We start from the raw sequence: 14215 nt of genomic DNA, 5'->3' as shown, positions 1-14215 counted from the left end.
CAGGATGACTTAAAAATTTAACATTTTTTAGCATTTGCGCAAAACTACAAAATATTATCGGGCATTGCTTTTTGCTAATGCCGGTTAGTTTATGCTTATTAAATTGACAGCAACAATTAACGTTAAACGCTAAAAACTATTATAATTTTAAAGCGCTGTTTTAATTTTTAATTCATTTAACTGCGCCTCGGCAATGGTTGATGGCGAATCGATCATCACATCGCGGCCCGAGTTGTTTTTAGGGAAAGCTATGACGTCGCGGATAGAATCTAATCCGGCGAAAATAGAACATAACCTATCAAACCCGAAAGCTATACCACCATGTGGCGGCGCGCCATATTCGAACGCGTCCATCAGGAAGCCAAATTGTTTTTGAGCCTCGGCTGTACTAAAGCCTAAATGCTTAAACATTAAAGCCTGTAAGGCGCGATCATGGATCCGGATAGAGCCGCCACCTATTTCGGTACCGTTAATAACCAAATCATAGGCATTAGCGCGTACATCGCCCGGGTTGGTATCCAGCATGGCAATATCTTCGGGCTTTGGCGAGGTGAATGGGTGGTGCATGGCGTGATAGCGCTCGGTTTCTTCGTCCCACTCTAACAGCGGGAAATCCAATACCCAAAGCGGCGCGAAAGTATTCTTATCGCGTAGGCCAAGGCGCGAGCCCATTTCTAAGCGCAGCTCGTTTAACTGTTTGCGTGCTTTATCGGCATTGCCGGCTAATACTAATATTAAGTCGCCCGGCTCGGCTTCAAATGCTGCGGCCCAGTTGGTCAAATCGTCCTCACTATAAAATTTATCTACTGATGATTTTAAAGTGCCATCGGTATTATAACGGCAATAGATCATGCCGGTAGCGCCAATTTGCGGGCGTTTTAACCATTCGGTCAACTCATCAATTTGCTTGCGGGTGTAATCGGCGCAGCCTTTGGCGTTAATGCCTACAACCAGTTCGGCATTGTCAAATATGCCCAACCCTTTGCCTTTTACAATATCATTCAACTCCACAAACTCCATCCCGAAACGGATATCCGGTTTGTCTGATCCATATAAACGCATCGCGTCAGCATATTGCATCCGCGGGAAATTACTAAACTCAATACCTTTTATCGCTTTAAACAAGTGGCGGGTTAAGCCTTCAAATATATTAAGGATGTCTTCCTGGGTAATAAAAGCCATCTCGCAATCAATCTGCGTAAACTCAGGCTGGCGATCGGCACGCAAATCCTCATCCCTAAAACATTTTACGATTTGGAAATAACGGTCGAACCCGCTAACCATCAGCAATTGCTTAAACGTTTGCGGCGACTGCGGCAGGGCGTAAAACTCGCCCGGGTTCATACGGCTTGGCACCACAAAATCGCGCGCTCCTTCAGGAGTAGATTTGATCAATACCGGGGTTTCTACCTCTATAAAATCCAGCATATCAAGGTATTTGCGCACTTCCTGTGCCATTTTATGACGTAGTACCAGGTTGTTTCTTATCGGGTTACGGCGTAAGTCTAAATAACGATATTTCGCCCTTAGCTCTTCGCCGCCATCAGTCTCGTCCTCTATCATAAACGGAGGGACTTTTGATGAATTTAATACTTCTATCGCTTCAACAACTATCTCAATTTCCCCGGTTGGGATCTTGCTGTTCTTGTTGGTACGCTCAATTACTTTTCCATCTACTTTAATAACAAATTCGCGGCCCAGCTCGCGGCTGGTTTCGCGTAAGGCAGCGTCGCTATCTGTATTTAATACCAATTGGGTTAATCCGTAACGGTCACGCACATCAATAAAAGTTGTGCCACCCAAATCGCGCGATTTCTGTACCCATCCGCATAAAGTTACTGTTTGGCCTAAATTATTGATATTTAGTTCGCCGCAAGTATGTGTTCTTAACATGGTAACGTTTTTTGTAAAGTTTGCAAAAGTAATGTTTTTGAGGTGAAAGGTGAAAGGTAAAAGGCGAAAGGTTTTGATAAGGGGATATAGCAGCGCGTTTAATACATAATGATGGGTTTTAAACCCATGGCTATGATAAATATTAGAATATCCCAAATCAAAACCTATATTTGCCTCATAATTCTCAAGGGGTGCCTTGCTTTGGAACGAATAAATATTGCTGCAGCATATTTAACCAAACTGAAAGACAGGCTGAGATCAAACCCATGTTGAGTTGTAAGTTATATGTTGAAGGTTGTAAGTAAAAGCTTACAACACAAAACTCACAACCTGCAACTTAACTGCACCTGATCCGGGTAATGCCGGCGTAGGGAGAGGTAATAAGTTAAGTGTACTGTGCATTGTACCCTGGTGTGCAGATGGTTTAACGTTTTTTATTAACAAACATTGAAAAAATTATTCACGGCATTATTTGCCTTGCTGCTGCCTGTCCTGGCATCGGCCCAATTCCTGGTATCCGGGAAAATTACTGACCAGCAAACCGGCGACGCACTGCCCGGCGCAACGGTCACCATTCAAAATTTAGCTATCAGCACTATTAGTAACGCTGCCGGCAAATACACTTTCGCCAATTTAAAAAGCGGTAGTTATGCCATATCGGTAAACTATATCGGCTATGTAACCGCGCAAAAAACAATAACAGTTTCTGCTGGTACAGCTGTTGATTTCACATTATCGCGCAGCAATACAGTAACCGAGGAAGTTACGGTAAACGCCACCCGGGCATCAGCAAATTCGCCAACGGCCTTTACCAATTTAAACAAAAAGGAAATCGAGAAAAATAACTCGGGCCGCGGTTTTGAGTATTTGCTGGAGCAAACGCCATCAACGGTAGTAACATCAAATGCGGGCGCAGGTGTGGGTTATACCAGTATCCGCATTCGCGGATCAGACCCTACCCGTATTAACGTAACCCTAAACGGTATCCCGATGAATGATGCCGAAGACCAGGGCGTTTACTTTGTGGATCTTCCCGACCTGGCGTCGTCCGTTGATAACATCCAGGTGCAGCGCGGCGTAGGCACATCAACCAATGGTGCCGGCGCTTTTGGTGGGAGCATTAATATCCAAACTACTACCCGGCGTGATAGTTCTTATGCGGAGTATAACGGCTCGGCCGGATCATACGGAACTTTAAAGAACACCGTAAGCCTGGGCACAGGCTTATTGAACAACCACTTTAGTATTGATGGCAGGTTGTCGAATATGACATCTGACGGGTATATTGAGCGCTCGGCATCAACCTTAAAATCATTCTTTTTAAGCGGCGCCTATTATGGCAAAACCAGCGTACTGCGTTTAAATGTTTTTGGTGGATATGAAAAAACGCACCAGGCCTGGGACGGCGTGCCCGAGGATAGCGTGAAATTTGGCAACCGCAGGTATAACGAATTGGGTTATATCAACTCATCAGGAACCTACTATGGCAACCAGGTTGATAACTATAACCAGAATTACTACCAGCTATTATATTACCAGCAGATAAATCCGCAATTATCATTTAACGGCGCGCTGCATTATACCAGGGGCTATGGTTATTACGAAGAATTTAAAAACGACCAGGCCCTGGCCGATTACCAGGTAACACCGGTTACAGTTGGCGGCGTGGTTATAGATCATACCGATTTGATTCGCCGCTTATGGCTGGATAATGATTTTTATGGGGCAACCTATAACTTTAATTATAAGCCTAATACCAAATTAGACTTCACTTTGGGCGGAGCCTATAACGAGTACAAAGGCCGCCATTATAATAATATTGAGTGGACGCAGCAAAGCACCAACATTCCGCAGGACTATGAATATGGCCGTAACTATGCCAAAAAAACAGATTTTAACCTGTTTGCCCGTGCCGAGTATCATGTAGGTAACTTGTTGTTTTACGGCGATCTGCAATACCGCCGCATCAACTATTCGTTTTTAGGGTACGATCAGAACTTAAAGAATGTACAGCAACAAGCTAAGCTAAACTTTTTTAACCCTAAAGCAGGTATAACCTACCAGATTGATGATAACAGCAATGTTTATGCATCAGTTGCCGTGGGCCATCATGAGCCTAACCGAAGCGCATACACAAACTCATCGCCGGCAAGCCGCCCTAAACCAGAGCAGCTTACCGATTTTGAGGCCGGTTACCGCACAGCGCAAAGTAACTTTAGCGCAGGTGTTAACGGTTTCTACATGTTGTATAAAGACCAATTAGTGTTAACAGGCGCCCTTAACGATGTAGGCGAAGCCATCCGCACCAACATTGACGATAGTTATCGCGCGGGTATAGAGGCTAACGGAAAAGTAAAAATAACCCAACAATTAAGCTGGGCAGCTACCGCCACTTTAAGCGCCAACAAGGTTAAAAACTTTAAGCAGTTTTTGTATAACTACGATACCGATAAAATGGATGCTACAGTATATGCTAAAACAGATATAGCTTACTCGCCCGGCTTCATAGGCTCAAGCACTATCAGCTATCAGCCGGTAAAAAATACCGAGATAGCTTTTATCAGTAAATATGTTGGCCAGCAGTATTTAGATAACACCTCGACCCAAAGCCGCGCATTGCCCCATTATTTTGTGAACGATGTAAGGCTGAATTATAATTTCAGCGTTAAAGGCGTTAAAAATGTTGGCATTGGCTTGCTGATCAATAACGTGTTCAGCGCCAAATACCAAAGCGATGGTGCTACTTACCCGGATATTGAAGGCGGTAAAACGGTTAATTACAACTACTTCTTTACGCAGGCGCCGGTTAATTTCCTGGCGTCATTAAACGTTAAATTTTAATAAATTGAATTAGGCTGATTAGCCGGTGGATAAACACTATCCGGCTAATCAATTTTAACTTTTCATTTATGGATGCGCAACAGATCCTGCAACTTTTTGAAGAACAAGTGCAGCACACCACCCCGTGGGAATGGGCGGCTGTTTTATTAGGTGTTACCGAAGTGTTGCTGGCTAAGGTCAATAACATCTGGTTATACCCTACCGGCATAGCCGGCACGCTGATAGGTATTTATATTTTAGTAATGGCAGGCCTGTACGCCGAATCGGCTTTGAGTGTTTATTATGTGGTAATGAGTATTTACGGCTGGGTGTACTGGCTAAAAAAACGCGACGAGCCGCCGGTAAAAATAAACTGGAGCACACGTAAAGAGTGGATAATTACCTTACTGATAGTTTTTGTGGGATGGGCCGTACTTTACTTGTTACTTAAAAATTTCACCGGGTCAACTGTTCCGGTTTGGGATTCGTGGGTGTCTTCTACTGCCTGGGCGGGTATGTGGCTGCTGGCCCGGCGCAAGCTGGAAAACTGGATCTTGTTAAATATCTCAAACATCTTCGCCATACCCTTGCTTTGGCAAAAGCAACTGGTATTGTTTTCGGCATTAACCGTGTTTTTGTTTATCGTTGCCATATTTGGTTTTTACGATTGGCGCGCCACCTGGCGAAAAGAACAAACCCTTAATCCATCAAATTAAATGGAACACAGCGCACCACACCCATCAAAACATATTACCGGCCAGGATACAGCTATTATCCGCGCCGGGGCGGCCGAAGCGGAAGCATTGGGTATGTTAATTCCCGCTCAGCTACAGGTTGTTTATAACCAGCGCTGGTTTAAATTATTAGTGCCCGGTGTTTATACCGGTCAGCAAATAGCATTGCCACAATTAGTGCGACTGCAGGAAGCTATCAGCTGGACCGACGGTAGCACCGGCTGGGTAGTAACCCTTTGCAGCGGGGCAGGTTGGTTCGGTGGGTTTATCGATCCTGAAGTTGCGCTACAGATATTTAATAATGACACTGTTTGCCTTGCCGGCAGCGGGGCGGTAGGCGGCACTGCCGAGATCACCGAAAATGGCTACCGGGTTAACGGCCGCTGGAAATATGCCAGCGGAGCGCACCACGCTACGCACATCACCGCCAATTGCGCCATAAAAAGCAATGGCGTACCGGTTTTAAATGCCGATGGCGAACAACTGGTGCTGCCATTTATCTTCGATAAAAAGGATGTAACCGTTTTGCCGGCCTGGAAATATATAGGCATGGTAGCTACCGGCAGCGATGCTTTTGAGGTTAAAGACCTGGAAGTGCCAAAGAACCGCCAGTTTAAAATTGATCCATCGTCAGTTAAGGTTGATGGGGCGTTGTATCACTATCCGTTTTTACAACTGGCCGAGGCTACGCTTGCGGTTAACATATCCGGTATTGCTATACATTTTATTGACCGGTGTGCCGATGTGTTTAACGACCGGATGAATCATCCACGGCTTACCGCTCCGCAAAAACTGTATTTAATTGATACCCTGGCTATAGCAAATAAAGAAATGAACACCTTGCGAAAATCATTTTTTGAAGCGGTTGATACGTCTTGGGAAGCGATAACGGCGGAGCAAACAGTATCAGATGAATTATTAAATAACGTGAGTACAACCAGCCGTCGCCTAGCGATAACCGCCCGTGAGTTGGTAGACAAGCTTTATCCGCTATGCGGATTAATTGCTGCAAGTACCGACACGGAAATTAACCGTGCCTGGCGCGATCTGCATACTGCGAGTCAGCATGCTTTGTTAACTTTTAGCAGTTAATTGGCAGATGTTAATTTAATATAAAGTTCATGTACAATTTTAATTGTATTATTGATATTTGAGCTTTTAATATCACATCATGAAATTTAAATACCTGTTACTCCTGCTATGTGCCGGCGTTGTTGTTAACACTAACGCCCAAACTAAAAAGAAATCAACGGTTACCGCCGCAACATCAACTTTACCGCGCCCAAAATTGGTTGTAGGTATTGTGGTTGACCAAATGCGCTGGGACTACCTGTACCGCTTTTATGATCGTTACAGCGCAGGCGGTTTTAAAAGGATGCTGAACGAAGGCTTTAGCTGCGAGAATGCTAATATCGACTATATTCCAACCGTAACCGCGATAGGCCACAGCAGTATTTATACTGGCTCTGTACCTGCCCTGCATGGTATTGCGGGCAATGATTTTATTGTGCAATCAACCGGTAAATCAATGTATTGCACCGAGGATAACACAGAACAAACGGTTGGCAGCACATCAAACGCGGGCCAAATGTCGCCACGCAATTTGCTGGTTACCACGGTTACCGATGAGTTAAGACTGGCTACTAATTTCCGCTCGAAAGTTATTGGTATTGCGTTAAAGGACCGTGGCGGTATTTTACCGGCAGGCCATACCGCTAATGCGGCTTATTGGTTTGACGATGTTAGTGGTAACTGGATAACCAGTACCTATTACATGAAGGACCTGCCGCAATGGTTAAAAGACTTTAATGCAAGGAAACTACCTGAGCAGTACTTAAAGCAAGACTGGAACCCGCTATATCCTGTAAGCACTTACTTGCAAACTCTGCCCGATGAAAGCAAATACGAAGGCAAGTTTAAAGGGGCAGCAACTGCAACGCTGCCCGTAAAAACATCCGAATTATTTAAAGGTAATTTAGGGATGATCCGCAGCACGCCGTTTGGTAACACCATGACGCTTGACCTGGCCACTGCCACTATCAATGCAGAAAAAATGGGCCAGGGTACAGTAACCGATTTTCTTGCGATTAGTTTATCATCAACAGATTATGTTGGACACCAATACGGCATTAACGCGGTTGAGGTTGAAGACACTTACCTGCGGTTAGATAAAGACCTGGCTGCGTTTTTTACTTATTTAGATGGCAAGATTGGCAGGGGCCAATACACTGTGTTTTTATCTGCCGACCATGGCGCTGCACACAATACCGGCTTTTTACGCGACCATAACGTGCCTGCCGATGTATGGGACGAAAGCAGCGCCGGAAGAGACCTTAACAAGGCATTACTGGATAAATATAAATTAGATAAAATTGTATTGGGCATGACCAATTACCAGGTTAATTTAAACTATGCGGTAATTAACAGGGCCGGGCTTGATGAAAACGCTATTAAGGCCGATTGCATTAAATATCTGCAGGACCTGCCGGGTGTTGCCTTTGCAATTGATATGCAAAAAGCAGCAACCGCTAACATTCCGGAAGAATTACGTATGCGCGTAATTAACGGTTACAACATTGAGCATAGTGGTGTTGTACAAATAATTTTAAAACCGGGTTGGCTGGGCGGCCGCCGCATAGGCGACGTTTCGCCAACTGGTACATCGCATGGTACATGGAATCCCTATGATACCCACGTACCAATGGTATTTATGGGCTGGGGCATTAATCACGGCGCTACCAGCAACCCCACCCATATAACAGACATTGCTCCAACTGTTGCTGCGTTACTGCACATACAGGCCCCTAACGGCTCAATCGGTAAATCGGTTAGCGAGGTGCTGAAAGCTGATAATAAGTAACAGCATACAAATTAAAAAAGCGTTCCGAGACATCGGGACGCTTTTTGTTTAAAACACTTTGTAATTCCGGGGATAGCTGTCTATTATTCCATCTGAATCACTATATCTTAATAAATATCTTATTACGGCTTAGCCAATAGCAAAGCCCCCATTCTGCAACAAGGGTAGCTATTGCGGATATTAATGCCGCTACCGCAGCAGTTATGCCTAATGTATTCAAACCTCCTTTTACAAATATGGCCACGGCATCATTGAACCATTGCCCGCCGACAGTTTCAAAGAATAAGTATATAAATATGGCGTTCATACCTACTACTGTAAATATCCAGGCATGCTTGTTTACCTGCTTACTATCAACCAGCCAGTATAAAAATGCCATAAAAAGTAATACCCAGCCGCCCGATGCCAGTACAAACGTGCTGGTGCTTATTCGTTTAATAATTGGGGTGACATTTGCTGCATCAAGGCCAAAGCCCAAAACCAGCCCGGTTATACCGGCTATTATTAAGTAAGATATCTTTTTTGATGCCGGTATCGGCGAGGTTAACAATCTGCCTGCCAATACCCCCCAGACTGTATGCGCCGCAGTGGGTACGATATTGATAGCTACCCAGCCGCCATTATTTATCTTACCCATCAGGATGGTGTCCATGTAGGCCCCAAAATTGTGATACTCTGTAAACGGTTGATCAAAACCAGGCATCCCAACGGCGCGATACAAGGCTTCTGTTATAAGTAACAAACCCAGGCTAAACCCAATCTGAAACCAAAACGACCGGTTGATGATCAAATAGGCTATTAAGGTAGTAAAAGAGAGCTGTGTAAGCACGTTCCATAACTCGAACACCAGTTTACCCGCGTAAATACAATGAAGCCCCGTGCCTAACAAAAACAATTTTACAGCCCGTATTACAATATGCTTAAGGTTTTGCTGCCAGCTTATGCCTTTTTTTAGTTTAGATTGATAGGATATATACATAGCCGAACCAGCCATTAACATAAAGGCGGGTTGTATCAGATCCCATAGCCGCAGACCATGCCAGGGGTGATGGAAAAACTGATTAATGACTACATCTGCACCAGCACCAAGTTGCAGATCGCTTAATGAGCGCCAAACCTCACAGCTTTCGCCGGCAAGGAGGATCATGATAAGGCCACGCATTACATCAAGCGATACCAGACGATACGCCGGGGCCTTAATTACTCTTTCCATGAACAAACTAAGTTAATATAACGCACTAATGATCAATGCAAACCGATAGTAGATCAAATATATAATCTTTCGGCACATGCTAAGTGTGATCGTGCTATTAAAATGGTTGAATGGAGGACAGATTACGAGCGACCGTTTGGTGTAGAATTTATCCTTCTAACAAAAACACAAATACCTCTTTAGGGCCATGCGCGCCTAAAACCAGTGTTTTCTCAATATCGGCAGTTCGGCTTGGGCCGGTAACGTTGGTTACCATGGATGGGATATCTGCGCCGTATTTTTTCTTGATGAGCGCAAATGCGTCTTTCAGATCAGGGATTAATTGCGAGGTATAGGCCAACACAATATGCACGCCGGGGTAAATACTTAACCTACGCCCCGCTGCGTTGCCGTTTGACAGCATTATACTGCCGTTGCGGGCAATTAAAGCTTCGCAAAGGGTAAAGCCTACTTCGGCTTGTTCAAAGTCTTTGTCGGTCTCAAAATAAGGGTATTCGTAGCGGGCCAGTATTTCCTGCAGGGCGGGCTCCCAGCAGTATATTTTGCGCCAGTTGCGCTGCTCGGCTAATTCTAAAAGGGTTTCAATAAAACCTACCTCGTCTTCACAAAAAGCAAACTGGCCTTTTACCGCCATAAACTCTTCGGCAAACATTACGTCCAAATGCTCGGGCGCAGGTGGGTAGTGCGGCAAGTTTTCCAGGTTGGGGTAAGGGTTATCCCTTTTTTCCAGCAATGCCTGGCGGATCTTTTTAAGCAGCTTTTCTTTTGATGTGGTAATGTCCCTCATTTTGTAGCTTAAAGCAAAAAGCTTAAAGCTAAAGGCCGCTTTGGTCTTTTCGCTTTAAGCTTTTCTGCTAATATTTATTCGCCTGTTGCGTCTTTTTCTTCAGGGTTTCTTTCAAACGTTCCTGAATGGTCAACAACACCTTCGTGGGCTATGCCTTGTGCGGCGGGCTCCTGGTTTGATTCGGTAGCGCCGTTCACAAATTCATCATACGTGGTGCGGTGCTCAAACGGGCGCTTGCCTAATATTTCTTCCAGATCCGATTGGAAAAGGATCTCTTTTTCCAACAACTTATCAGCCAGTTTTATCAGGCCTTCCTGTTTATCCAACAGCAATTGCTTGGTGCGGGCGTAAACCTGGTTTATCTGGTTACGCACTTCGTTATCAATCAGTTCTGATGTTTTTTCAGAGTATGGTTTGTTAAACTGGTACTCGCCTTGTGTATCGTTGAAGGATACATTACCAACTTTCTCATTCATACCATAAATGGTAACCATTGCGTATGATAATTTGGTTATACGCTCCAAATCGTTTTGCGCACCGGTAGAGATCTTACCAAAAGTTATATCTTCGGCAACGCGGCCACCCATGGTCATACACATACCATCCTCTAACTGCTCTATTGTATATAAGAACTGCTCTTTAGGCAGGTATTGCGCATACCCTAAGGCTGCAACACCACGCGGAACGATAGATACCTTAACCAACGGATCAGCATGTTCCAAAAACCAGCCCGCAATAGCATGGCCCGCTTCGTGGTAAGCTACAATGCGTTTCTCTTCGGGCGATATGATCTTGTTCTTTTTCTCTAAACCACCAATAACACGGTCAATAGCGTCCTGGAAATCTTGCATATCAACAGCCTCTTTGTTACGGCGGGCAGCAATAAGCGCTGCTTCGTTACAAACGTTGGCTATCTCTGCACCGGCAAAGCCAGGCGTTTGTGCCGATAGTTTTTTAGCGTCAACACCTTCGGCCAGTTTAACCGGTTTTAAGTGTACTTTAAAAATTTGCTCACGGCCAATCAAATCGGGTTTGTCAATTGATACCTGGCGGTCAAAACGACCCGGGCGCAATAAGGCCGAATCCAATACATCCGGGCGGTTAGTTGCAGCAAGGATAATGATACCAGAGTCGGTACCGAAACCATCCATCTCAACCAATAACTGGTTAAGCGTGTTTTCGCGCTCATCGTTACCACCAACAATATTGTTTTTGCCACGGGCACGGCCAATGGCGTCAATCTCATCAATAAATATGATACATGGCGCTTTGTCTTTTGCCTGGCGGAACAGATCACGCACACGCGATGCACCGACACCCACAAACATCTCTACAAAATCAGAACCTGAAAGTGAGAAGAAAGGCACCTGCGCCTCGCCGGCAACGGCTTTGGCCAATAAGGTTTTACCTGTACCCGGCGAGCCAACCAATAGCGCACCTTTAGGTATTTTACCACCCAGGTTGGTATATTTTTTAGGGTTTTTAAGGAAATCAACAATTTCCATAACTTCCTGCTTGGCTTCTTCAAGGCCGGCAACATCATTAAACGTTACTGATACTTGTGCTTCCTTATCAAATAAAGTAGCTTTTGATTTGCCTATGTTGAAGATCTGCCCACCGGGGCCGCCACCTGCACCACCGCTCATGCGGCGCATAATAAACATCAGCACAGCAGCAAAAAGTATGATCATGATAACGCTTTGTACCAAACCGTTTGATAACAGGCTGTCATGCGGTACGTATTTAACACTTACCTTTTGCGCCTCGGGCACATCCTTTTGAGCATTAGCTATTGATTGCTTTAAACTTTCGTAAGATGCATCAGTAAAAGTATACTGTGCCTCGTTACCTGTGGAGCCAAAGCGTTGCTGCGCTTTTTTAACATCGGCATAACGCGGCTTGTTTAAGCTGTCTTTTTTTATGTGTACTTCGGCAACCAAATAATCGCCGTTTTTATAAGCCTCTACATAATCAACATCACCGGGCCTAAGCATTTCGCTGTCAAACTGCCTGAAATCAATTTGTGTTGACGCGCCATTATTTGAATAAAGGGCTACACCAACAAAGGCGGCTATAGCGACAGCATATAACCACATAAAGTTAAATTTAGGAGGTTTGGGGGCTATTCTTTTATTCGGGATCTTTCTTATAGGTTTTGGCTTATCCAATTTCTTATCTTCCATCTGTTGTTTTATCTCACTTGTAATTAATTAAAAAAACTACGTGCGCTTAAGCGCTTTTATAGTTTTTTATTTCGGCATCGCCCCACAGCTCCTCTACACCATAATATTCACGCTTGTCTGTACGGAAAACGTGGATCACCACATTTACATAATCTAACAATATCCATTCGCCATATTCAAGGCCCTCTTTGCGCCAGGGTTCCTGCTTAACGGCTTTGAAGATCTCATCTTCTATACTATTGGCAATTGCTTTAACTTGTGTGGTTGAGTCGGCATGACATATTACAAAATAATCTGTCACCGAACTGTTAAGGTTTCGCAGGTCTAACCTGACAATGTCGTTACCCTTTTTTTCCTGTATGCCATGAATGGCTAATTCAGAAATGTAAGCTGATTCACTCGTCGCTTTATTTTTTACCATCAAAAAGAATTAGTTTTGAACGCTTTTTAGTTTAGCATTATTATAAACCATAATATAACATTGCAAAATAACATATTTTCAGGATTATTTGTTGGACAAAATTTACTGACACTAAAAGAAGTTGACTCGACCAACAATTTCCTTAAAACTTTATTGTCAAATTCTAAGCCAGTACCTGAGGGAACGGTCATTATGGCAGAGAGCCAGTTTGCCGGCCGTGGCCAGCAAAACAACCAATGGCACGCCGAGCCGGGCAAAAACCTAACCTTCAGTGTTTTACTAAAACCATCTTTTTTAGCCGTTACAGATCAGTTTGATCTTACCCGGGCCATAAGTTTGGCCGTTTATGATACACTGTGTCCGATATTGGGCAATCAGTTAAAAATAAAATGGCCTAATGATATTTATTATGGCGATAAAAAACTTGGCGGGATGCTGATTGAGAACTTATTGCAGGGCGCCGTTATAAAAAGCGCCATAATTGGTATAGGCATAAATATAAACCAGGAAAACTTTCCCGAAGGCGCAACTAATGCAACATCGGTAAAACAGATATTACAGAAGGATTACGATATAAGAGATATATTAGCAGACATTTGCAACCACATTGAAGCTTATTACCTTGCCCTTAAAGCAGGTAAAATTGATTTTGTAAGGAATGGTTATTTAAGCCGACTATATTGGTTTAACCAAAGGAAACGTTTTAGGGCGGGCGGCGAAATATTTGAAGGCACTATTACCGGCGTTAAACAAAACGGACTACTTGTAGTCAATAAAGGCGGCGAAGAGACAACGTACAACCTTAAAGAGATAGAATTTTTAAATAAAGAATAACACAGATCCATGAAAAGAACATTCGCAATAGTAATAGCCCTGTTTTTAACTGTTGGCGCTTACGCACAAATTGTTACGCCTGTTAAATGGGCTTATGCCGCTAAAAAAACGGGGCCTACAGAAGTTACGGTGCTTTTAAAAGCATCAATAGATGCGGGATGGCATATTTACTCGCAAAATGTTAAAGAAGGCGGACCTATAAAAACATCGTTCACTTTTGCTAAATCAAAGGATTATATGCTTGTTGGTAAAACCATCGAGCCAAAACCAATAACCAAATTCGAAGATGCTTTTAAAATGAATGTAAGCTACTTTGAGAAAGAGGTGGTTTTCCAGCAAAAAATAAAGCTAAAATCGGCAAATGTTGCAACCATCAAAGGCCAGTTGGAGTATATGACTTGTAACAACCAAAAATGCCTGCCACCGGAAGACGTTAACTTTACTATCCCGGTAGGTAAATAAATACAACC

Annotated in this window: 11 protein-coding genes; 6 read left to right on the top strand and 5 right to left on the bottom strand. The window is 43.9% G+C overall.

Annotation, left to right across the window (positions count from 1 at the left end; genetic code table 11):
* Positions 1-147: 147 nt before the first annotated feature.
* Positions 148-1893, bottom strand: a complete 1746-nt coding sequence (aspS, locus tag ABIB50_RS04420) for an aspartate--tRNA ligase (RefSeq protein ID WP_429377594.1) — start codon at positions 1891-1893, stop codon at positions 148-150.
* A 447-nt stretch (positions 1894-2340) separates the two neighbouring features.
* Here aspS and ABIB50_RS04415 point away from each other — a divergent pair, with 447 nt between their 5' ends.
* The 4 genes from ABIB50_RS04415 (at position 2341) to pafA (ending at position 8307) form a co-directional block, all read left to right on the top strand.
* Positions 2341-4734 (top strand): TonB-dependent receptor, encoded by a 2394-nt coding sequence (locus ABIB50_RS04415; RefSeq protein ID WP_429377593.1) that lies wholly within the window; start codon positions 2341-2343, stop codon positions 4732-4734.
* A 68-nt stretch (positions 4735-4802) separates the two neighbouring features.
* Complete coding sequence (gene pnuC / locus ABIB50_RS04410) at positions 4803-5429, top strand: nicotinamide riboside transporter PnuC (RefSeq protein WP_429377591.1); 627 nt, start codon at positions 4803-4805, stop codon at positions 5427-5429.
* Complete coding sequence (locus ABIB50_RS04405; RefSeq protein WP_429377590.1) at positions 5430-6539, top strand: acyl-CoA dehydrogenase; 1110 nt, start codon at positions 5430-5432, stop codon at positions 6537-6539.
* 79 nt (positions 6540-6618) lie between these two features.
* Entirely contained in the window at positions 6619-8307 is a 1689-nt protein-coding gene (pafA, locus tag ABIB50_RS04400; RefSeq protein ID WP_429377588.1) for an alkaline phosphatase PafA, read from the top strand.
* Between the two features lie 100 nt (positions 8308-8407).
* On the opposite strand, the gene ABIB50_RS04395 is transcribed toward pafA, so the two are convergent.
* The 4 genes from ABIB50_RS04395 to rsfS form a co-directional block, all read right to left on the bottom strand.
* Positions 8408-9520: an acyltransferase family protein gene (locus tag ABIB50_RS04395; protein ID WP_429377587.1), complete on the bottom strand. Its 1113-nt coding sequence runs from the start codon at positions 9518-9520 to the stop codon at positions 8408-8410.
* Positions 9521-9668: 148 nt separating this feature from the next.
* Positions 9669-10307 carry a LutC/YkgG family protein gene (locus ABIB50_RS04390; RefSeq protein ID WP_429377585.1) on the bottom strand — a complete coding sequence of 213 codons (639 nt, stop codon included), beginning with the start codon at positions 10305-10307 and terminating at the stop codon, positions 9669-9671.
* A gap of 74 nt (positions 10308-10381) precedes the next feature.
* Positions 10382-12490: an ATP-dependent zinc metalloprotease FtsH gene (gene ftsH / locus ABIB50_RS04385; protein ID WP_429377584.1), complete on the bottom strand. Its 2109-nt coding sequence runs from the start codon at positions 12488-12490 to the stop codon at positions 10382-10384.
* 46 nt (positions 12491-12536) lie between these two features.
* Positions 12537-12911 (bottom strand): ribosome silencing factor, encoded by a 375-nt coding sequence (rsfS, locus tag ABIB50_RS04380; RefSeq protein ID WP_429377582.1) that lies wholly within the window; start codon positions 12909-12911, stop codon positions 12537-12539.
* 60 nt (positions 12912-12971) lie between these two features.
* Between rsfS and ABIB50_RS04375 the strand changes: the two genes are divergently transcribed.
* Positions 12972-13745: a biotin--[acetyl-CoA-carboxylase] ligase gene (locus ABIB50_RS04375; protein ID WP_429377580.1), complete on the top strand. Its 774-nt coding sequence runs from the start codon at positions 12972-12974 to the stop codon at positions 13743-13745.
* Between the two features lie 9 nt (positions 13746-13754).
* Complete coding sequence (locus tag ABIB50_RS04370; RefSeq protein WP_429377579.1) at positions 13755-14207, top strand: protein-disulfide reductase DsbD domain-containing protein; 453 nt, start codon at positions 13755-13757, stop codon at positions 14205-14207.
* The last annotated feature ends 8 nt before the right edge of the window (positions 14208-14215 follow it).

Source organism: Mucilaginibacter sp. UYCu711 (genome assembly GCF_050433825.1).
Lineage (GTDB): Bacteria > Bacteroidota > Bacteroidia > Sphingobacteriales > Sphingobacteriaceae > Mucilaginibacter.
The sequence above is the reverse complement of the archived record's forward strand: the minus strand, read 5'-3'. Positions and strand labels throughout refer to the sequence as shown.

Coding starts and splice junctions, on each gene's coding strand:
- pnuC (WP_429377591.1), top strand. CDS start 4,803: ATGGATGCGCAACAGATCCTGCAACTTTTTGAAGAACAAGTGCAGCAC.
- ABIB50_RS04390 (WP_429377585.1), bottom strand. CDS start 10,307: ATGAGGGACATTACCACATCAAAAGAAAAGCTGCTTAAAAAGATCCGC.
- ABIB50_RS04405 (WP_429377590.1), top strand. CDS start 5,430: ATGGAACACAGCGCACCACACCCATCAAAACATATTACCGGCCAGGAT.
- ABIB50_RS04370 (WP_429377579.1), top strand. CDS start 13,755: ATGAAAAGAACATTCGCAATAGTAATAGCCCTGTTTTTAACTGTTGGC.
- ABIB50_RS04395 (WP_429377587.1), bottom strand. CDS start 9,520: ATGGAAAGAGTAATTAAGGCCCCGGCGTATCGTCTGGTATCGCTTGAT.
- ftsH (WP_429377584.1), bottom strand. CDS start 12,490: ATGGAAGATAAGAAATTGGATAAGCCAAAACCTATAAGAAAGATCCCG.
- aspS (WP_429377594.1), bottom strand. CDS start 1,893: ATGTTAAGAACACATACTTGCGGCGAACTAAATATCAATAATTTAGGC.
- rsfS (WP_429377582.1), bottom strand. CDS start 12,911: ATGGTAAAAAATAAAGCGACGAGTGAATCAGCTTACATTTCTGAATTA.
- pafA (WP_429377588.1), top strand. CDS start 6,619: ATGAAATTTAAATACCTGTTACTCCTGCTATGTGCCGGCGTTGTTGTT.